General features: G+C 63.7%; 19 protein-coding genes. 4 read left to right on the top strand and 15 right to left on the bottom strand.

The genetic code is table 11. The features are described from left to right. Positions 1 to 19 precede the first annotated feature (19 nt). Both NDK18_RS08375 and NDK18_RS08370 read right to left on the bottom strand, forming a co-directional pair. Entirely contained in the window at positions 20 to 1,414 is a 1,395-nt protein-coding gene (locus NDK18_RS08375; RefSeq protein ID WP_250624740.1) for a TolC family outer membrane protein, read from the bottom strand. Positions 1,415 to 1,462: 48 nt separating this feature from the next. Next, the gene (locus NDK18_RS08370) at positions 1,463 to 2,122 is read right to left on the bottom strand and encodes a protein-L-isoaspartate O-methyltransferase family protein (RefSeq protein WP_250627519.1); all 660 of its coding nucleotides are present in this window, start codon (positions 2,120 to 2,122) and stop codon (positions 1,463 to 1,465) included. 299 nt (positions 2,123 to 2,421) lie between these two features. Between NDK18_RS08370 and NDK18_RS08365 the strand changes: the two genes are divergently transcribed. Together NDK18_RS08365 and NDK18_RS08360 are read left to right on the top strand one after the other, a co-directional pair. After that, complete coding sequence (locus NDK18_RS08365) at positions 2,422 to 3,072, top strand: TetR/AcrR family transcriptional regulator (RefSeq protein WP_250624742.1); 651 nt, start codon at positions 2,422 to 2,424, stop codon at positions 3,070 to 3,072. Between the two features lie 69 nt (positions 3,073 to 3,141). Further along, the gene (locus NDK18_RS08360) at positions 3,142 to 4,170 is read left to right on the top strand and encodes a DUF2333 family protein (RefSeq protein ID WP_250624743.1); all 1,029 of its coding nucleotides are present in this window, start codon (positions 3,142 to 3,144) and stop codon (positions 4,168 to 4,170) included. 69 nt (positions 4,171 to 4,239) lie between these two features. Here the strand turns inward: NDK18_RS08360 and ppa are convergent, their stop codons facing one another. The 9 genes from ppa to NDK18_RS08315 all read right to left on the bottom strand — a co-directional run bounded on the left by ppa (position 4,240) and on the right by NDK18_RS08315 (position 13,597). Beyond that, entirely contained in the window at positions 4,240 to 4,788 is a 549-nt protein-coding gene (gene ppa / locus NDK18_RS08355; protein ID WP_250624744.1) for an inorganic diphosphatase, read from the bottom strand. A gap of 34 nt (positions 4,789 to 4,822) precedes the next feature. After that, entirely contained in the window at positions 4,823 to 5,134 is a 312-nt protein-coding gene (locus tag NDK18_RS08350) for a hypothetical protein (RefSeq protein ID WP_250627518.1), read from the bottom strand. After that, the gene (locus NDK18_RS08345; protein ID WP_250627517.1) at positions 5,131 to 6,324 is read right to left on the bottom strand and encodes a molybdopterin-dependent oxidoreductase; all 1,194 of its coding nucleotides are present in this window, start codon (positions 6,322 to 6,324) and stop codon (positions 5,131 to 5,133) included. The genes NDK18_RS08350 and NDK18_RS08345 overlap by 4 nt, the downstream gene beginning before the upstream one ends. A 123-nt stretch (positions 6,325 to 6,447) precedes the next feature. Next, on the bottom strand, positions 6,448 to 8,532 hold the full coding sequence (locus NDK18_RS08340; RefSeq protein ID WP_250627662.1) for a prolyl oligopeptidase family serine peptidase: 2,085 nt from the start codon (positions 8,530 to 8,532) through the stop codon (positions 6,448 to 6,450). A gap of 155 nt (positions 8,533 to 8,687) precedes the next feature. After that, positions 8,688 to 10,274, bottom strand: coding sequence for a DUF389 domain-containing protein (locus NDK18_RS08335; RefSeq protein ID WP_250627516.1), 1,587 nt, complete (start codon positions 10,272 to 10,274; stop codon positions 8,688 to 8,690). A gap of 243 nt (positions 10,275 to 10,517) precedes the next feature. After that, positions 10,518 to 11,291, bottom strand: coding sequence for an SDR family oxidoreductase (locus NDK18_RS08330; protein WP_250624748.1), 774 nt, complete (start codon positions 11,289 to 11,291; stop codon positions 10,518 to 10,520). Then, positions 11,288 to 12,148, bottom strand: coding sequence for an alpha/beta fold hydrolase (locus NDK18_RS08325; RefSeq protein WP_250627515.1), 861 nt, complete (start codon positions 12,146 to 12,148; stop codon positions 11,288 to 11,290). Before NDK18_RS08325 ends, NDK18_RS08330 begins: the two co-directional genes overlap by 4 nt. Before the next feature lie 44 nt (positions 12,149 to 12,192). Next, positions 12,193 to 12,897, bottom strand: coding sequence for an alpha/beta fold hydrolase (locus tag NDK18_RS08320; RefSeq protein WP_250627514.1), 705 nt, complete (start codon positions 12,895 to 12,897; stop codon positions 12,193 to 12,195). Between the two features lie 88 nt (positions 12,898 to 12,985). Then, entirely contained in the window at positions 12,986 to 13,597 is a 612-nt protein-coding gene (locus NDK18_RS08315) for a TMEM175 family protein (protein ID WP_250627513.1), read from the bottom strand. A gap of 183 nt (positions 13,598 to 13,780) precedes the next feature. Here NDK18_RS08315 and NDK18_RS08310 point away from each other — a divergent pair, with 183 nt between their 5' ends. Continuing rightward, the gene (locus NDK18_RS08310) at positions 13,781 to 14,440 is read left to right on the top strand and encodes a CGNR zinc finger domain-containing protein (RefSeq protein ID WP_250627512.1); all 660 of its coding nucleotides are present in this window, start codon (positions 13,781 to 13,783) and stop codon (positions 14,438 to 14,440) included. A gap of 157 nt (positions 14,441 to 14,597) precedes the next feature. Here the strand turns inward: NDK18_RS08310 and NDK18_RS08305 are convergent, their stop codons facing one another. The 4 genes from NDK18_RS08305 to NDK18_RS08290 all read right to left on the bottom strand — a co-directional run bounded on the left by NDK18_RS08305 (position 14,598) and on the right by NDK18_RS08290 (position 19,058). Next, entirely contained in the window at positions 14,598 to 16,646 is a 2,049-nt protein-coding gene (locus NDK18_RS08305; RefSeq protein WP_250627511.1) for a sodium-translocating pyrophosphatase, read from the bottom strand. A 146-nt stretch (positions 16,647 to 16,792) separates the two neighbouring features. Continuing rightward, entirely contained in the window at positions 16,793 to 17,155 is a 363-nt protein-coding gene (locus NDK18_RS08300) for an RcnB family protein (RefSeq protein WP_250624754.1), read from the bottom strand. 61 nt (positions 17,156 to 17,216) lie between these two features. Beyond that, on the bottom strand, positions 17,217 to 17,654 hold the full coding sequence (locus tag NDK18_RS08295) for an RcnB family protein (RefSeq protein ID WP_250624755.1): 438 nt from the start codon (positions 17,652 to 17,654) through the stop codon (positions 17,217 to 17,219). A gap of 123 nt (positions 17,655 to 17,777) precedes the next feature. After that, positions 17,778 to 19,058, bottom strand: coding sequence for an amidohydrolase family protein (locus NDK18_RS08290; RefSeq protein ID WP_250624756.1), 1,281 nt, complete (start codon positions 19,056 to 19,058; stop codon positions 17,778 to 17,780). Positions 19,059 to 19,187: 129 nt separating this feature from the next. Between NDK18_RS08290 and NDK18_RS08285 the strand changes: the two genes are divergently transcribed. Then, positions 19,188 to 20,573 carry a serine hydrolase gene (locus tag NDK18_RS08285; protein WP_250627510.1) on the top strand — a complete coding sequence of 462 codons (1,386 nt, stop codon included), beginning with the start codon at positions 19,188 to 19,190 and terminating at the stop codon, positions 20,571 to 20,573. Positions 20,574 to 20,587: the final 14 nt, after the last annotated feature.

Raw genomic sequence — 20,587 nt, 5'->3', positions numbered from 1 at the left:
GCTTGCTTGCTACTGCTGTTTACTGAAGCAGCGCGTTTACTGCTTCCAAATCCTTGATGTCCACTTCGCCGGCAGTCTGCTTCAAGAGCAGCTTGTTCAGCACAAACTGGTGGCGGGACTGTGAGTAGTTCGACAATGCCTGGGTCAGATTCTGCTGGGCAATCAGCACGTCGACGATTGTACGAGTACCCACTTCGAAACCGGCTTGCGTGGCATCGCGGGCGCTCTGCGAGGAGGTCACCGCCGCCTTGGTGGCTTCCACCTGGCTGATGCCGGCCACCACCGAACGGTAGAAGTTCAGCGTGTCGCGGGTGACCTGGCGGCGCGTGATTTCGAGCACGTCCTGCGAGGCATCGCGGTTAAAGATGGCCTGGCGGACGCGCGACTGCGTCGCGCCACCGGAGAAGATGGGGATGGACAGCGTCACACCGACCGTGGTGGCCGGATGGTTGTTGGTGCCGCCCGTGGAGCTGTTGAGGTCGGTGCCGCCGTTCTGCGCCCACTGGCTGGTTCGTCCCCAGCCGGCGGTAGCGTTGATAGTCGGCAAGTGACCCGCACGCGCGGCGTTGATCGAGGCTTCGGACGATTCCACCTGGAACTGCGCCGATGCCACCGTCGGGCTGTAATGCATGGCGGTGTCCACCCAGGTTTTCGGATCGTTCGGCGCGGGTGGCGTCATAGGCAGGTCTTCGCGCAACTTCTTCAGCTCACCTACCGGCTGGCCGGTGATCTGTGTCAGCGCTTCGCGCGAATCAGCAAGCGTGTTGTCGGCCACGATGACAGAGGCCACCGAGGTATCGTGCTGGGCCTTGGCATCCTGCACGTCGGTGATCGCCGACAGGCCAACATCGAAGCGCTGCTGCGCCTGCTCCAGCTGACGGGCCAGGGCCTGCTCGTTGGCCTTGGAGAAGGCCAGCGCGTCCATGTTGGTCAGCACCTGGAAGTAGGCAGTGGCCGTGCGCGTGGCCAACTGCTGCAGGGATGCCTGGTAGCTGGCTTCCTGCGCGGCATCGAGCGAGCGCGATGCCTTGAGGTTGGCGTACAGGCTGAAGTCCATTACCGACTGGCTGACATTCAGCGACTGGTTGCGTGACCGCAGCCAGCCGGTGTTCGGGGCGACGACTTGAGCGCCCGCGCCATCGAGCACTGGCGTGCCGTCGTTGTTGAATTCAGGCGTACCCCGATTACCCGCACCCTGCGTCTGGTTCAGCGACAGGCTTGCATCCACCTGCGGCAGCAGCAGTGCGCGGTTCTGCACCACGGTTTCGTGCTGGCCAAGACGCTGGGCGTCGGCCTGGGCAAGGGTGGGATCGTTCGCGCGGGCCTGCCGATACGCGTCGAGCAGATCCTCGGAATGGCTGGTCAGCGGTGCCGCGGCCAGGGCCATCGCCAGGGTCAGGAGCTTCAAACGCATGGTGTGCCTCTTCGGGTGATATTTAAAAGGTATTTGAAAACGGGCGGCTCAAAGCACGAACTGACGTGACGGCGCGGCATGCGCCAGGTACGGCAAATCGGTTTCGAACAGCGATTCGCTGCGTTGGAGCCCTTCGCCCTCGTGCGTCACCAGCACCGCGCTCTGCGCGGGCGACTGACCGAGGATGGCGAAAATACGGCCGCCGGGCTTGACCCAGTGGATGAAACGGGAAGGAAGTTCGGCCGTGGCACCGGTGATCACAACCGCGTCGAATACGCCGCCCGGCTGCCAGGCGAGCACGGCCTCGGCGGTTTCCAGGGTGACATTGGTGATGCCGGCGCGGGCCAGCCGTTCGGCGGCGCGGCTGGTGAAGTCCGGATGGATGTCCACCGAGGTGACATGGGCCGACAGGCGGGCCATGCACGCGGTCAAGAAGCCCGCGCCGGTACCGATCTCAAGCACCCGGTGCTCCGGCTGGAGCTCCAGCGCCTGCAGCACGCGGCCTTCCACCACCGGCTTCATCATCACCTCGCCATGGCCCAGGGGCAGCTCCAGATCGGCAAAAGCCAGATTGCGGTGGGCCGGATCGACGAAATCCTCGCGCTGAACGCTGGAAAGCACGTCCAGGACGCGCATGTCCAGCACTTCCCAGGGGCGCACCTGGTTTTCCACCATGTTGGTGCGGGCCTGTTCGAAATTCATCGCCATGGGAGTGTCCTGATGCGCGGTAAAAAGGTCTGAAAGCATAAGCGCTTAGCGCCGAGGCGACAATCGCAAGCATTATTGTTCGGGGTTCGTGACCGAAGTGCCGGAAGTCACCGGACGCCCCTGACTTGCGTCACATGTCCCACCCGCAGCTTAACCGCCGGCCCGCAGGCACTTGCCCCCGGGGCTGGGCGCCAGAACATACGAAACCATCGTAAGGCTGATCGCTTTCGGCCCCACCTGCAAAATACTGAACCGCCGCGTATAATAAACTTGAGACGTCTGCTTGTGAAGGTGCACCCATGAACGCCAGCCTTAAACCCAAGCCCCAGGGCCCCGGCCGCCCCAAGGACATGGAGAAGCGTGCGCTCATTTTGGACGCCGCCCGTAACCTTTTCGCCCAGTCCAGCTTCAACGGCACCTCGATGGATGCCGTGGCGGCGGCTGCCGGCGTGTCCAAGCTCACTGTCTACAGCCATTTCGGCGACAAGGACAACCTCTTCCGTGAAGTGATCCGCGCCCACGTGCAGGACAAACTGCCCGCCGAGCTCTTCACCAAGCGGCCGGAAGTGGGCATTCGCGACATCCTCACCGAGATCGCCCAGCGCCACGCGCTGGCTGAAACCAACGCCGATACCGTGGGCGCCTTCCGCGCCATCATGTCCGATTGCCAGCAGGGCAACCCCCGCTTCGGCCGTCTGGTATGGGAAGAGGGCCCGGCGCGGATGCAGAAGCTGGTGGCCGAGCTCCTGCAACGTGCCGTCGACGACGGCGAGCTGCAGATCGAGAACGTATCGCGCGCGTCGGGCCAGTTCCTGGCCTTGCTCAAGGGCGACATGGTGCTCCGCCGCCTGTTCGGCTGCGAAGACTGCAAATACGAGTTCGCCGAAGAAGTCAGTGCCACGGCAGCGGCTGCCGTAGACATGTTCATTCGGGCCTACGGTCCCCGCTAGTCGTTTGGAATTCCCCGCGGCGCCTGCGTATTAGACTCAAGGTCCGAACCCGTTACCGGAGCGCCCGTCATGGATGCCACCACGCCCACGTCATCCCGTCCTCGCCGTACGGGGCTGATCCGTACCGTCCTGGCACTGATCATCGCGCTGGTGGTGGTGGACCTGGCCGTGATGTGGTGGTGGGACAAGGAGCCTGAATCCTTCGACCCGGTAAAAGCCGCGGCCGCCCGTGCCACGGAGCTCAAGCAGCCGGTCAACGCTGGCGCCACCACCACGGTGGCGCTGATCGATTCGGTCGATACGCTGATGGACAAGCGTGGCGGGTATCTCAGCAACGACAAGCTGCCTCCCGGCGTGTTCATGGACAACATGCCCAACTGGGAATTCGGCTCGCTCACCGCCTCGCGTGACCTCGTCCGCGCCCTGCGTAACGATTTCAGCCGTTCGCAGACGCAATCGACCGAAGATCCGGACCTGGCCGAGGCCGATCCGCTACTCAATTCCCCCAACGACCGCTGGCTGCTGCCAAGCACCGAAAGCCAGCTGCGCAAGGCCGTGGACCACCTGGAAGGCTACCTGCAACGCCTGGGCGACAAGGACGAAGGCAACGCGCATTTCTACGCTCGTGCCGACAACCTGGCCGATTACCTGCAAGTGGCTTCAGGCCGGCTCGGGTCGTTGTCGCAGCGGCTGTCGGCGAGCGTCGGGCAGATTCGCCTGGACACGGTGCCCAGCGCCGACCAGGCCGACAAGGTGGAAGTCACCACCGCGCCCGACGGCGGCAAGATGATCAAGACACCATGGTCGAAGATCGACGATAACTTCTACGAAGCGCGCGGTTATACCTGGACGCTGCTGGTGCAGCTGCGTGCCTTCCAGAAGGATTTCGGTCCGGTGTTGAAGGACAAGAACGCCGACGTCGGCCTGCAGCAGGTGATCCGTGAACTGGAGGAAGCGCAGAAGCCGGTCGCAAGCCCCATCATCTTGAATGGCTCGCCGTTCGGCTTCTTCGCCAATCACTCGCTGGTCATGGCCAACTACGTCTCGCGCGCCAACGCAGCGTTGATCGACCTGCGCGAACTGCTCAAGCGCGGGTAACCGGTCACTCACGCCGCAACAAAAAAGGGGCGCTTTCGCGCCCCTTTTTTCATGCAGCCATTGGCGTACTCAGACCGCCTTCGGGCCCTTGTCGTCCTGGTAGCGCTTGGCACCGGCGATGATCTCCGCCTTGGCCTCTTCGGCGCCGACCCAGCCATCGATCTTGACCCACTTGCCCTTCTCAAGATCCTTGTAATGCTCGAAGAAGTGGCCGATGCGCTCAAGCCAATGGCCCGACACGGCCTTGATGTCCTTGATGTGGGCGTAGCCGGCGAACACCTTGTCCACCGGAACCACCACCAGCTTCTCGTCGGCGCCGGCTTCGTCGGTCATCTTCAGCATGCCCACCGGGTGGCAGCGGATCACCGAGCCCGGTACCAGCGGCAACGGCAGGATCACCAGGGCGTCCAGCGGATCGCCGTCACCGCCCAGGGTGCCCGGCACGTAGCCGTAATTGCAGGGATAACGCATGGGCGTAGAAAGGATGCGGTCGACGAAGATCGCGCCGCTTTCCTTGTCCACCTCGTACTTGACGGGCTCGGCATCCTTGGGGATTTCGATGATGACGTTGATTTCGTCCGGCACGTTGCGTCCGGCGGCGACCAGGTGAAGGCCCATGGGATGTCCTTGGAAAGCGCGGAAAACGGCCAGTTTACGGCAATCGGCGCGACCCCGCAGCAGCCTGACCGGCGTTCACCTGGCGCGAGGCAAGCCAATTGGCGATGTCGTCGACGTCCTTGTCGGCCACCGGGGCGCCGTATGCGGTCTTCATCTTCAGTACCGTGGCGCGCCATTGGGCCAGGGTAAGGCGCGGCTGGTAGTCGATCATTTCCGATGAATGGCAGGCAACGCAGACGGCCGCGGCAGGCGGCGCGCCGGTCAACGGCAAGGGCGGTTCGGCGCCTTGCGCCGACACGGCGACAGGCGCGATGGCGAGTGCGAAGCCCAGCAAGGAGGCTTTCATGCGACCACCAGATTCAACGATTCCACGACATTGCGCATGAACCCGCCGGGGTTCCAGCCTGCTGTTGGCGGTTGCACGTTGCCGCCGGCATCGGTGGCGCGCACCAGCAATCGTTGCTGGCCGGCGGCCCCTACCGGCATTTGTGCGTGCCAGCGGCGGAATCCGTACTTGCCCCCTTCGCTATCGAGCTGGCAGCGGTGCCAGGCATGACCATCTGCAGACCACTCCACGCGGGCAATGGCGCCTTTGCCGCTGAAGGCGATGCCCCGGATCACTTGCGTGCTGTGGGCGCGCAGCCGGTCACCGTCATGCAGATTGGTGACGAACGAACGCGGCGGCATGGTACTGATCGGCGTGGTGGCACCTGCAGGCGCTCCGGGTGTGGTGCTGCCGTCGGGCGTGGTGGGTATGCGGTAGGCCTTGGCCATCCAGTAGTTGTCGTCCTCGGTGTCGAGAACTTCGATGTCGCTTAACGTCTTCACCCAATAGGTGGCGAACCAGCCCGGGACGACCAGGCGCAGCGGAAAGCCGTGGACCCATGGCAGCGGCTGGCCGTTCATGTGGGTGGCCAGCAGGACATCGTCGTTTCGCGCGACATCCACGGCAAGCGATTTCCCGAACTGAGGTGGCATGGCATCCAAACCACGGAAGCGGATCGCCACTGCGCCTGCTTTCACCCCGGCGCGGTCGAGCACCTGACGCAAGCTCACCCCGCGCCACACGGCGTTGCCCATCGCCCCGTTGCCCCATTGCGCGCCGGGTACGCGGGGATCGGAGAATCCCCGGGAATTGCCGGCGCACTGGCTTACCGCGGTGATTTCCCTGGCCGGCAGCGAGCTTATGTCCGCCAGGGTGAGTGACAGTTCGCGCTCGACATGGCCATGCACGTGCACGCGGAAGGCGGGGGTGTCGATCTGGCGTGGCGCACTGGCGGTGTGCCAGCGCACATAGAAGCGATCGACGGGCGTGATCAACCCTTGGTCATAAACCTCGAACGGTGTCTCGAGCAACGGTGCGCGGGTACGCTGCAAAATCATCTGCCCCTTGCCTTCGACACCTTCCACCAACCGCCGCTTGCCGTTGTCGAAAGGCAGCTGCAGATCCGTGGCCCGCAACGGGGCAAACGCCGCCGCCGCGGTGACGCCGAGCAGACCCATGAAGTGGCGGCGCGAGGGGATGAAGTGATCCATGGCTAGCCTTCAGGCAGGGCGGCAGATGGCAACCGTCGCACCACCGCGTGCCGCCTGTCCAGACGCGGTGCAAGAAAAAGCCGCCCGAAGGCGGCCTTTTCGATCGTCCGGTGAGTCTGCGAACTACTTCAGGTGATCCCACAGGAAGCTGTAGCCCAGGGCATTCATGAAGGCCGACTGCTTGTTGTCTGCCGCCGCGCCGTGGCCGCCCTCGATGTTTTCGTAGAAGCTGGCGTCGTAGCCGAAGTCCTGCATCTTGGCTGCCATCTTGCGGGCGTGCACCGGGCCCACGCGGTCGTCGCGGGTGGAGGTGGTGAACAGCACCGGCGGGTACTTCACCCCGGGTTTGACGTTCTGGTACGGCGAGAATTTCTGGATGAAGGCCCACTCCGCTGGTTTATCCGGATCGCCGTATTCGGCCATCCAGGAAGCGCCGGCGGAGAGGTGGGTGTAGCGCTTCATGTCCAGCAAGGCCACCTGGCTCACCACCGCGCCGTAGAGCTGCGGGTAGAGCGTGAGCATGTTGCCGGCCAGGAGGCCGCCGTTGCTGCCGCCCATCATGCCCATGTGCTTGGGCGAGGTGACCTTGCGGTCGATCAGGTCCTGGGAAACGGCGGCGAAATCTTCGTACGCACGCAGGCGGTTCGCCTTCAGCGCCGCCTGGTGCCAGCGCGGGCCGTACTCGCCGCCACCGCGGATGTTGGCGATCACGTAGATGCCGCCATGGCTAAGCCAGGCCCGGCCCATGCCGCCGGAGTACGCCGGCTCCAGTGAAATCTCAAAGCCGCCGTAGCCGTACACCAGCGTCGGATGGCTGCCATCGAGCTTCATCGATTTGGGCGCGATCTGGAAGTACGGCACCCGCGTGCCGTCCTTCGACTTCACGAAGTGCTGGCTCACCTGAAGACCCGAGGCATCGAAGAACACCGGGGCGTGCTTGATCGCCTCCTGCGTGCCGCCGACGGTGCCGTAGTAGAGCGTGGCCGGTTGCAGGAAGCCATTGGAGACCAGGAAGTAATCATCGCTGTCGTCGGCATCGATGCCCGAGGCGTCGATCGACGACAAGGCCGGCGCGCCGCCGAGCGGGGCATGAGTCCAGGCGCACTTGCCATCCTTGGGCGGCGTGTACACGGTGAGCTGGCTCACCACATCGTTCATCACGGTGACGATCAGGTGGTTCTTCGTCCACGAATGACTGGCCAGCGACTGATGCTCGTTAGGCGTGAAGAGCACGGTGATATCGCGCTTGCCCGCCATGTAGTCGTCAAGGTGCGTTGCCAGCAGCGAGCCGGAGGGGTAGGTCTTGCCACCGACCTTCCACGGCGTACGCGGCTGCACCAGCAGCCATTCGCGCTGGATGTCGGTGACCGCGTCGTCGGGCACGTCGACCTTGGCGAGCTTGCCGTCCTTGCCGCGCAGGTACAGCTCGTCGTCGTAGAAGGCCAGTGCACGCTGCACGAAGTCGCGTTCGAACCCCGGGGTCTGATCGCGAAACGCCGAGATCGACATGTCGGTGGATTTTCCCTCGTACACCAGGGCCGCCGAAGCCAGCGGCGTGCCGCGCTTCCACTCCTTGACGATGCGTGGGTAGCTTGATTCGGTCATCGAGCCCGGGCCGAAATCGGTGGCGACGTAGATGGTGTCCAGGTCGCGCCAGGCCACCTGGCTCTTGGCCTCGGGAAGGGTGAAGCCGTCCTTGATGAAACTCTTGGTGGTGAGATCGAACTCACGCACGACATCGGCATCGGCGCCACCGCGCGACAACGACACCAGGCAGCGCTTGTAGTCGGGCTTCAGGCATTGCGCGCCGTGCCACACCCAATTGGTGTTCTCTGACTTGCCCAGCGCATCGATGTCGATCACCGTTTCCCAGGCCGGTTTGTCCTTGCGGTATTCATCGAGCGTGGTACGTCGCCATACGCCGCGCGGGTTGGCCTTGTCTTTCCACAGGTTGTAGAAGTGGTCGCCGATCTTGGTGACCATCGGGATGCGTGCTTCGGAATCGAGCACCTCCAGCAACTGCGCCTGCATCACGGCGAACTCGGTGGAGCTTCCGTATTTCTTTACCGTGTCGGCGTCGCGCGCCTTGACCCAGTCCATGGACTTTGTCGCGTCGATGTCTTCAAGCCACAGATAGGCATCGTCGCTGGCACTTGCGGCGGCCTTGGCGGGCGCGGCCGGCTGGGCGGGAGGTTGGGCGTAGGTCATTCCGGTCATCGCAAGGCTGGCCCAGAGGGCGAGGTGGCTTCGTTTCACGTGGGTCCCCAGACAGGTGGTGGTGGCGGCGACGGCATTAAAGGCAGCCGCCCACATTGAACAGGTTGACCATAGCCTTGCACGGGGGCAAGGCCCCCTGCCGAAGGTCAGGGATCATGGGGCGGCGCGTCGAGGGGCTGGGCGTCGGTGACGTGGACGAAGACGCTGCGGAAAGCGTCCACGCCTTCGGCGTCCTCGCGCTGTTGCTGGTCGGGCAAGGGGTAGCTGGCACCCAGGGTGACCACGAAGCCTTGCTGTTCCAGCCAGCCGCGCACGGCTTCGGCGCGGGCCTGGGCGAGGTTGACCGGGCCGTGGCCATCGCTGCTGGCGCGGCCCTCCAGCAGCACGCCGCGGCTTTCCCAATGACGCATGGCCCAGGCCAGATCTTCCAGGGTACTGGTCTGCGCGACGCCCAGATCCGCCGAGCCGCGCGTGAACAATACCGGGGCCAACGGGCGTGGCGGCGGGATGATGGCTACCTGCCAACCGGGGGTTCCATCGGTAAGCGTGGCTTCCATCTGGCGAAGCGTGGCCAGCGATGCGCGCGCGGACGGTGACACCACCAGCTCGACACGCCGCTTCGCCGCGTCAACGTGCGAATCGAGCAAGGGCAGCGGAAAGTGCCGCACGATGTCCGCGGCCGTGGGATCTTCGGCCAGTGCGGTGCCGGCGACCGCCGTGCCGATGACGGCGCTACCCAGGCTGGAGCGGCTGCCTTCGGTGCCCGAGGGGTCGGCGACGATCACGGGCTGGAACCGCATGACGGTACCTGCGGCCAGCGCGGGCACCAGGGCCTTGCGCAGGCGATCGTCGTCTTCCCGGGTGAACGCCTGCACCGCGAAGGTAACGTCCAGCACCGGCGTGGCTCCGGCGTTGTCCAGTTTCAGATCCAGGATGCGCATCTGCTGGCTGCCCAGTGCGGTGGACATCGCGCTGCGCACGGTGTTTACCGTGCGGGTCTGCCGGGCGATATCCGTCAGGGCGTGGCTCAGCGGCAAGGCCAGCGGCAACAGCACAAGCATACCCACCACCAGTTGCCACGCCACTGCCTTGCGCGTGGATGCTCCACCGAAACCATAAAAGGTGCATACCAGTGTCACGCTGAGGGCGATGGCTGCGAGGTTCGTGGTGAACAGCAGCAGCGCGCCCTGGGCAAAAGCAAACTGGCCGGTGGCCAAGCCAAAGCCGACCACCGCCATCGGCGGCATCAGTGCGGTGGCGATGGCCACGCCGACGATGGTGCCGCCACGGTTGCGGATCATCGCGTAACCACCGGCAAGACCCGATAGCGTGGCCGCCACCATGTCGAAGATGTTCGGATTGGTTCGTGCCAGGATTTCCGGCGTCGCTACCTTGAGTGGCGAGATACACACGATCGTCACCGAAACCGCCAGCGCCACGGCCATGCCGCAGGCCAGCGTGCCCAGCGAACGCCACACGCGGGTGAGGCTGAGCGTGCCTATGCCCAGGCCCAGGCGCACGATCGGTCCCATCAGCGGCGATACCAGCATGGCGCCGATGATCACCGAGGCGGAATTGGACAGCAGGCCGATCATGGCGATACCCGCGGCCATCGCGCACATGAAAAGGTAACTGGCGGCCAGGCGGCCATCGTCGTCGATGGCCTGGCCGATACCCGGGTGATCCAGTTTCGCGTTCAAGCGCCGCCAGGCGCGGTAGGGGGATGCAAACATGACAGCCTCGCTAAGCATTCATAGGGTCGAAAGGACCCGACAGGTGCGTCGCTGACCACGCGCACTTTTCCAGTGCGCATGGCGAGGCTCGCGGCGTTCCCTGCCGGCCCCGCGCCCTCACCGGGCGCGGTCGTTCCTTCTCCCGCCAGCTTCGCCGGAGCGGGATCGGCGGCGATTATCGCGCGAATTTCCCTTACTTTCGATAAACGCTTAATTCTCCGCGAGTGACGTTTTGCCGCAGCGTCAGATCGACGTTACCTCCCCGCCGTCCATCCGGATCGACGAGCCGGTGAGCCAGCGTGCGTTGGGCGAAACGAGGAAGGCCATGAGGTCGGCCAACTCTTCGGGTTTGCCGTATCTGCTTATGCCCGACTGCGCCAGGAACGCGCCCGTGGCGTCATCGACTGTCATCTTATGGTCCGTGGCCCACTTCTTCAGATAGCTCTCGCGGCGGCCGGTCATCACCGGACCGGGCATCACGCTGTTCACCTGCACGCCGTCTTTTAGCCCGCGCTCGGCAAAGGCCTTGGCCAAGGCCACGATCGCCGCGTTGATGGTGCCGACGGCCGCATAGGGCGATTTGGGAAACTGTGCCGAATTGCCGGAGGTGAGCACCACCGCTCCGCGCGAGGCCTTGAGCGATTCCCAGGCGCGGATGGTGAGGCGGCGAGCGCCGTGGAGTTTCAGCTCCGTTCCGGCGTACCACTGCTCATCGGTCATGTCGAACAGATCGATCTGCGGCACGGCGCCGGCAATGTTCACCAGCGCGTCAATGCGCCCGAACCGGGCCAGCGTTTCCCGTACCACCTGGTCGGCGGCCGATACCTGGCTAAGGTCCGTGTCGATCACCAGGGGTTCGGCGCCGGCCAGCCTCACCGAATCCGCCGTGTTGTCCAGACGGGCGCGATCGCGCGCCACCAGTACGACTTGCGAGAAGTCCTGCGCCAGGCGAATGGCCGTTGCGCGACCGATGCCCTGGCTGGCGCCGGTGACGATGGCTACCGTTTCCGCGCTCACGACACATTCCCGAGGAAATCACGGATCACCTTGGCGATTTCACCGTGGTGGGTTTCCAGGGCGAAGTGCCCCGTGTCGAAGAACTCCACGCGGGCGCTTGGTACGTCGCGCTTGAAGGCTTCGGCGCCCGGCGGCAGGAAGAACGGATCGTTCTTGCCCCATACGGCCAGGATCGGCGGCTGGTGCTTCTTGAAGTAAGCGTGGAAATCCGGGTACATCGCCACATTGCTGGCGTAGTCGAGCAGAAGGTCCAGCTGGACCTCATGCGCACCGGGACGCGCCATGTAGAAATCGTCTAGCGAGTAACCGTCCGGCGACACCAGCGTGGGATCGGTCGTGCCGTGCGTGTATTGCCAATACGTGGTCTCGGGGGAAAGGAAACCACGAAGCGCGTCACGATTGGCGTCGCTTGGATCCTTCCAGTAACTGCGTATCGGGTTCCAGCCGTCGCTCAAGCCTTCCACATAGGCATTGCCATTCTGGCTGATGATGGCGCTGATGCGCTCGGGGTGTTTCACGGCAATGCGCAGACCAACCGGCGAGCCGTAGTCGAAGATATAGATGCCGAACTTCTTAAGACCCACCACTTCGGTAAAGCGGCTGATCACATCGGCCAGGTGGTCGAAGGTGTAGGCGAATTCGCTACGGCTGGGCATGGACGAGCGGCCAAAGCCCGGGAGGTCCGGTGCAACGATATGGAATTTATCCGCCAGTGCGGGAATAAGGTCGCGGAACATGTGGCTGGAGGAGGGGAAGCCATGCAGCAAGAGCAACGTCGGCGCGTTTGACGGGCCGGCTTCGCGGTAGGCGATGTCCAGGCCGTCAACCTTGGTGGTCTTGTAATGTACGGTGGTCATGGTGGGTGTCCTGTAGTTGGTAGAGAGTTGAATGCTGTGAAGGATCAGCGCGCTTGCGTGCCCAGTCGCGCGGCCTCGTCGACGATCGAGACCACTTCGTCCGGGGCGGTCACCATCGGGCAGTGGTCCACTGCCGCTTCGCGGGTGGTGGCCTTCATACGCTGGGCAAGGAAGCGCTGCGTTGGCGTGGGAATCATCCGGTCGTCCTGCGCCACCAGGTACCAGGACGGACGCTTGCTCCACAGCGTCGGACCCATCGGCTCGGTAATGCACGGGGCGGTGATCGGGCGCTGCACGGCCGCCAGCACCGCGAGCGTTTTTTCATCGGCGCTCTGCGCGAACGCCGTGCTGAAACTATCGTTAGGCAGCCAGAACCGGCCATCCGGTTCCGGTGCAAGGCTTGGCGCGTTCGGATGCTGGGTATCGCGGTAGAACACGTCCGCGACGGTTTCGGTCTGGGCAGGTGCAAGGCCTGCGATGAAGACCAGCGCGGATACGCGCTCGTCCTGGATGCCCGAAATGACGGCGCCCGCATACGCATGGCCCACCAACACTACGGGGCCTTGCGTGCGATCGATCACGGCCTGAAGTGAAGCAATGTCATTGCCCAACGAGGCCAGCGGAAGGGGCGCTGCAATCACTTTGTATCCGCGATCGCCCAGCGCCACGATCACGCGTGCCCAGCTGCTTCCATCCACCCACGCGCCGTGGACCAGGATGACGGTGGGGAGGTCGGTTGCATCAGTCATGTTCTTCTCCTAAGTGTTTTCAAGGGACGAATTCACCCTGCGGCGACGGCAAAGCCATCCCCCGATTCGGGCTACTGAAGTTGTCGGGTCAGGCGGTCGGCGTGGGTCGCCGCTTTGCGAAGTTGAGCTTGAAAGTGTCAGGGCGCAGGTAGAGCAGGAGGCATGCGCAAATCATCACCAGCCCCACGATCGGCTGGAACAGCGCCACGCATCCTGCCGAAGCAAAGAGAGCGAGGGTGAGAAACGACCGCAGGCGCATCGTCCGACACACCTGCAAGGGGATGATGGATGTGTCCTGGCGATCGACCGCTTCCGCGCACAGGATCATGTAGGTGGCGTTGACCAGCACGAATACCCCCGCGTAAAACGCAACGGGCACCGCGCCAAGGCGGCTATCGGCAATCCACGCGGTGGCGAAGGGCATCAACGACACGGAAAAGAGGTGGGCGAAGTTGCCCCAGATCAAACGGGGACTCGCCGTGGGGGCGAAACGCAGGACGTGATGATGGTTGGTCCACACGATCGCCAGGAAAAGGTAACTGACGGCATAGCTCAGCGCCGATGGCCACAACGAGCCCAATGCCTGCCAGCTGGCGCTATGCGGCGGCCGCAGCTCGAGCACGAGCAAAGTGATGATGATTGCGAACACCGCGTCGGAGAACAGGATCAATCGCTCTGGGTTGGGGTGCTTGGCTGTCATGGCATGTGTAGCCCGTCGTGATGATCCGTTGACGCTTTGATAACCTCTCTAACTCATTTAAGAAGGTTACTTGGCGTGTTGGGCTGGAGTGTTCTACGATCTACATAACTTGTCAAGACCTGTTATAGTGGTTACGTAAAGTTTCTTCGCCACCTGCCCAATCCCCGGATGCATTGAGTGCTTATGAACCAGGCAACCCCCCCAGCCCTCTTCATTGCCGACTCGCTTGGCCTGGATTTCCTCAACTCCATTGCCGTGCCCGTCGATACCACCGTGGAATTCATCGGCAACGGTGAGGACCTGCTTTCCTGGCTGGACCAGGCTCATCTGGTGCCCAAGGATGTGCTGGAACAATTCAGCACCGGCGCCGCGCCAGGTGAGCTCGATGCCGTGGCCACCCACGCCCGCGCCTTCAGGGAATGGTTTCGTGGGTTCGTAAGGGAGCGAATGGGCAAGCCGCTTTCGGATGAGGCGGTGGCGTCGCTTGATCCGCTCAACCGGATACTGGCGCGTGACGAGGCTTATGGGCAGATCGTCGTGCGGCCAGATAGCGACGGCGCCGGTCCCCCTTCTGGGCTGACATTCGAATCGCGTCGCCGCTGGCGCTCCTCCGACACACTATTGATACCGATTGCGAGAACCATCGCTGACCTGCTGACGACTGAGAACTTCAGCGACGTAAAGGCATGCCAGGGCCATGCCTGCACGCTGTTGTTTGTCGATCACACGCGTGGCCGCGCCAGGCGCTGGTGCAACATGGCCGTATGTGGGAATCGGGCCAAGCAGGCGGCGCATCGTGAGCGGACGGTGAAAGCTGCGGAGTCTGCGCAGCGTCGCGCGTGAAGTCCTGTGTCGTCGCGTTCCTAACCCTTTCTTGAGCTTCATGACTGTATCGGACAGAGCGACCAGGCCAGCCGCGGCAGCATGAGTCGCGCTGCCATGCGAGGCAAAAAAAACGCCCTGGTTTCCCAGGGCGTTTTTTGTAACCAAGCGCCGCAGCTTAAAGCAACGGCACCAACAACAACGCCACGATATTGATGATCTTGATCAACGGATTCACCGCGGGCCCCGCAGTGTCCTTGTACGGATCACCCACGGTATCGCCGGTCACCGCGGCCTTGTGCGCATCGGATCCCTTGCCGCCGAACTGGCCATCCTCGATATATTTCTTGGCGTTGTCCCAGGCGCCGCCACCTGTTGTCATCGAGATGGCCACGAACAGCCCCGTGACGATGGTGCCGATCAGCACGCCGCCCAATGCCTGCGCGCCGGCTTCGCTGCCGCCAAGCCACTTGAAGAGGAACAGCACCACCACGGGGACCAGCACCGGCAGCAAGGAGGGAATGAGCATTTCCTTGATAGCCGAGCGGGTGAGCATGTCCACGGCGCGGGAATAGTCCGGCTTGGTGGTGCCTTCCATGATGCCCTTGATCTCGCGGAACTGGCGGCGCACTTCCTCCACCACGGCACCGGCGGCGCGGCCCACCGCTTCCATCGCCATGGCGGCGAAGAGGTAGGGGATCAGGCCGCCGATCAGCAGGCCAATGATCACGTAGTGGTTGGACAGGTCGAAGGGCACCTGTGCCACGCCAAGGTGCTGGCTGAGGTTATGCGTGTAATCGGCAAACAGCACCAGCGCGGCCAGGCCCGCCGAGCCGATCGCGTAGCCCTTGGTCACTGCCTTCGTGGTGTTGCCCACCGCGTCCAGCGGATCGGTCACGCCACGCACTTCCGGCGGAAGCTCGGCCATCTCGGCGATGCCGCCAGCGTTGTCGGTGATCGGGCCGTAGGCATCCAGGGCCACGATCATGCCGGTCATGCTGAGCATGGCGGTGGCGGCGATGGCGATGCCGTACAGGCCGGCCAGCTCAAAGGCACCCCAGATCGCCGCGCATACGGCCAGCACCGGGAGCGCCGTGGACTTCATCGACACGCCCAAGCCCGCGATGATGTTGGTCGCATGGCCGGTGAGCGAGGCCCTGGCCACGTGACGCACGGGGCCGTATTCGGTGGCGGTGTAGTACTCGGTAATCACCACCATGGCGCCGGTGAGGGCCAGGCCGATCAGCTCGCAGCCGAACAGCTTGCCCACGCCGAAGCTCGAATCGCCCATCAGGCCCTGGGTGATCGGGTAGAAGGCGATGGCCGCAAGGATCGCCGACACCGCCACGCCCGCGTACAGGGCGTTCATGATCTTGCCCTTGCCGGCGCGTACGAAGAACGTACCGATGATCGAGGCCAGGATCGAGGCGCCGCCCAGTACCAGCGGGAACAGCGCGCCGTTGCTGCCGGTCTGTTCGGCCATCACGCCGCCCAGCAGCATGGTGGCGATCAGGGTGACGGCGTAGGTCTCGAAGAGGTCGGCGGCCATGCCGGCGCAGTCGCCGACGTTGTCACCCACGTTGTCGGCGATCACCGCCGGGTTGCGCGGGTCGTCCTCGGGGATGCCGGCCTCGACCTTGCCCACCAGGTCCGCGCCCACATCCGCGCCCTTGGTGAAGATGCCACCGCCCAGGCGGGCGAAGATGGAGATCAGCGAGGATCCGAAGGCTAGGCCCACCAGGGCGTGCAGGGCATCCATCTGGGGCAGGCCGTAGTGCAACAGCAGCCCGTAGTAGCCGGCCACGCCGAACAGGGCCAGGCCCACCACCAGCATGCCGGTGATGGCGCCGCCGCGGAAGGCGACCTTCAGCGCGCTGGCCAGGCCGTGGCGGGCGGCCTCGGCGGTGCGGACATTGGCCCGGACCGAGACATTCATGCCGATATAGCCGGTGGCGCCGGAGAGGATGGCGCCAATGGCAAAGCCGATGGCCGTGGGCCAGGCCAGGGCGAAGCCGACGATGACGAAAAGGACGATGCCGACCATGCCGATGGTGGCGTACTGCCGGTTCAAGTAGGCTCGCGCACCTTCCTGGATGGCGGCGGCGATTTCCTGCATCCGCTCGTTGCCGGGGGACTGCGCCAGGATCCATCGAACGGATAAAGCGCCGTAAAGAACTGCCAGGACCGCACAAGCCAGGGCGATCCACAAGCCGTACTGCTGCAGCATCGAAGCCTCCTCGTTGGTTGTCGAGCCGTTCCCCTGAAAGCAACGGACCGGCCGAGTATAGGCAGACGCGGGGCGATGCGGTGTTGTGCGGCGCACGAAAAAGGGCGGCCGCGAGGGGCCGCCCTTTCCATACAGGCCTGTGGGGACTACTGCGAGTTGGCGACGATGTCGGCGATCAACCCGGTGGTGATGGCGACCAATACGAAATCGTTGTCGGCGCGCACCCAGCGGTAACCATGGGGCGGCTCGCGCAGACGGTAGCTGCGGTAGTCGGTCACGTAGTGCCCGCGGTCGCGGTACTGCGGCGGCAGTGAGTGGCCACGCGCCCATCGACCATGACCGCCGTTGTCATGGTTGTCGCGATGGTCGTCGCGATGGTCATTGCGGTTATCGTGGCCGTGGTCGTCGTGGTCACGATCGCCGTCGCGGTCGTGCGGCGGCTGGGCCATGGCGATGCTCGTGACCGAGAGCAACAGGCCACCGAGCAACAGGCTTCGGATCGGTTTCATGTTAATTCCTCAGGTGGGGAAATAAGCATGGCGCAGCCCGCGTGCAGGCCGCGCCAAGGGATCAGCGGGTTGCCATGTCCAGGATGATGCCGGTGGCTACCGCAACCAGCAGGTAGTCGCTGCCGTCGTGCACCCAGTGGTAGCCGCGCGGCGGCGGACGCAGGCGGTAGTAACCGTAATTATTTACGACATACACCGGCCCGTTGTAACGATGGCCACGGACCCAATGGCCGCGATAGGGGCCGGGGTGGCCGCCGTAGTAATGCGGATGTCCGTAGTAGCGGGGCGGCGGTGGGCGATGGCCGTAGCCGCGGTCATAACCGCGATGATCGTAGCCACGGCGGTCGTTCCCGCGGTGGTCGTTGCCTCGGTGATCGTTACCCCGGCGCTCGTCATGACCATTGCGGCCGCGGTCGTTGTCGTGCCCTGGCTGGGCGAATGCCGACAGGCTCGCGCAGCCAAGGACGACAGCGGCGGCAATGCGGGTAAGTCGGTTCATGGCCAATCCTCCGGTAAAGCCCGATGCCTTTCCTGAAACTTTCGAAAGGGCGGGCGGCAGCTGCAATGTAGGGTGGCGAACCTGAACGACGGGGATGGAAAGCGAGGATGCCGTCGCTTTTGTTCAGCTGCCGGAAGGACGTTCGAAACGGAGTGCCGTGGGACGCCCAGGGAGGTCCAGGGCGACCACCCGTTCGGGGGCGTGTGCAATCACTTTGCCGTCACGGATCACCGCCAGACGCGCGGCCTTCAGGCGTATCGCTTCCACGGTATCTGCCGCCTGTAACAACACCATGTCCGCCCGCCTGCCCACCTCGATGCCATGGCCATCCAGGCCCATCACCCGGGCCGCATTGGAGGTCACCGCGTCAAAGCATGCGCGCGTGCCGTCGCGGCTGGTCATCTGCGCCACGTGCAGGCCCATGTGGGCAACCTCGAGCATGTCAGCCGAACCCATCGCATACCAGGGGTCCATCACGCAGTCGTGGCCGAACGCTACGTTGACACCCGCGGCCATCAGTTCGGGCACGCGGGTCATGCCGCGGCGCTTGGGGTAGGTATCGTGGCGCCCTTGCAGCGTGATGTTGATCAGCGGGTTGGCAATCGCGTGCACCTGGCTTTCCGCGATCAGCGGAATCAGTTTGGAAACGAAATAGTTGTCCATCGAATGCATGGACGTCAGGTGCGAGCCGGCGACGCGGCCCTGCAGGCCCGTGCGGATCGTCTGTGCCGCCAGCGTCTGGATATGCCGCGACATGGGGTCGTCCGTCTCGTCACAATGCATGTCCACCATCAGGCCACGTTCGGCGGCCAGTTCGCACAGCCAGCGAATCGACTCGGCGCCATCGGCATCCGTGCGTTCGAAGTGCGGGATGCCACCGACCACGTCCACGCCGCGATCGAGCGAACGCACAAGGTTTTCCTTCGCGTTCGGCGAGCGCAGCAGGCCATCCTGGGGGAAAGCCACCAGTTGCAGGTCGAGATAAGGCGCTACGCGCTTGCGGACCTCCAGCAAGGCATCGACGGCGAGCAGGCGGTCGTCGCAGATATCCACATGGCTGCGGATAGCGCCGATACCTTGCGCCACGGCCATGTCGCAATAGGCCATGGCGCGCTCGATGAGCGCATCGACGGTGAGGGTGGGCTTGAGTTCTCCCCACAAGGCGATGCCCTCCAGCAGCGTACCGGAGATATTCATCCGCGGCAGACCCAGGGACAGAGTGGCATCCATATGGAAATGCGCATCGACGAAGGGCGCACTCACCAGATGGCCATGCGCGTTGATTTCTTCGCTGGCCGAAGCCGCAAGCGCCGGCCCCAGGTGCGCGATCACGCCATCGCGGATGCCGATGTCGACGCCCGACCGCCCATCGGGAAGGTTGGCGCCGCGCAGGATGAGGTCCATGGGTTTCCGTGACTGATCTGGAATAAGGGCTTGATGATACGGCGATGCTTTGTCGTGCTGTAAATCGACAGTCCAAGGGACACCCCGTACCCTAGGCCCGGGGATTTAATCCGGAACGGCGGTGATCGGATGATCGGTCTGTCTAGAATTGCACGCTCCTTGGCCTTTGCGGCGATGGCGCTGCCGATAATCATGGCTCCCGTGACCAGCGCGGCGCTTCCGGTAGCGGACACAGTTTCCGTCGGACGCATGGAGGCCGTTGCCTCGTCCTTCGAGCGTGACGGCTTGTTCTGGGGCTCTGTGCTGATAGCGCGCGACGGAAAGCCGGTGCTTCAGCGCAGTTATGGTTTTGCCGACGCCGAGTGGCAAACGCGCAATACTGCCGATACCAAGTTCCGCATCGGATCCATCACCAAGCAATTCACCGCTGCCGCTATCCTGATATTGCAAGAGCACGGCCAGCTTTCGCTTCAGGACCCGGTCGGAAAGTATCTGCGCGACGCGCCCGCCAGCTGGGGTCGTATCACGATCTATAACCTGCTGACCCACACGTCCGGGCTGCCGAACATCAACGCGTTCGAGGACTACGGTTCGATCCGGAGGGTTGCGGCGGCGCCCGATCAGCTCATCGCGCGCTTTCGGGACAAACCGCTCGAATACGAGCCCGGCACGAAATACAGCTATGGAAACTCCGACTATATTGTGCTCGGCCGATTGATCGAAGTCGTCTCGGGAAAATCTTATGCTGCGTTTCTGCAGCAGCACATCTTCGACCCGCTAAAGATGACGTCCACCGGAGTAGACGACGAACGCGCCGTCGTACCTTTGCGCGCGGAAGGCTATGCGGTGACGCCGAACGGCATCCGCCACGCCGATGCCGTTAGCATGACCGTGCCGTTCTCGGCGGGAAATCTCTACTCAACCGTCGGCGACTTGTTCAAATGGGAAAGCGCGTTGTTCGCGGGGCGGGTTGTCAGTTTGACGTCGCTCAAGCTGATGACCACGCCTTTCCGTAAGGGCTATGGGCTTGGCCTGTTCATCGACGACAGGGATGGTCATCGTGTGATAAGCCATAGCGGCGATATCGACGGCTTCGGCGGCATGCTTGCCTATTATCCGGACGACAAGCTGACGGTCATCGTGTTATCGAACCTGTTCGGCGGCGCCTACGGCCTGGTGGCTAAAGACATGGCCAAGTCCGCGTTTGGCATACCTTTCGTGCTGCCGTCGGAGCGCAAGGTGGTGGCGGTGCCCGTGACCACGCTCGCAGAGTACGCGGGCACGTATAAGCTCACCCCAACCATTGCAAATGTCATCACGCTCACCAACGGGCATCTGACGTCGAGGATCGGCAACCAGGCGGAGCTGGAAATGGTGCCCGAATCGCCGACGATGTTCTTCTTTCGCTCGGGCGAGGCAGAAGTCGAGTTTGTTCGTGATCCGTCGACCGGCAAAGTCGCCCACCTGATCGTCCATCAGGACGGCGCTTCATTCGAAGGAGCCAAGGTCGACTAGACAAAAACCCGACC

This window comes from Pinirhizobacter soli (assembly GCF_015905305.1).
In the GTDB taxonomy this organism is placed as follows: Bacteria; Pseudomonadota; Gammaproteobacteria; order Xanthomonadales; family Rhodanobacteraceae; genus Pinirhizobacter; species Pinirhizobacter soli.
Note: the sequence above shows the minus strand (reverse complement) of the source record. Positions and strands in the feature narration are given on the sequence as shown.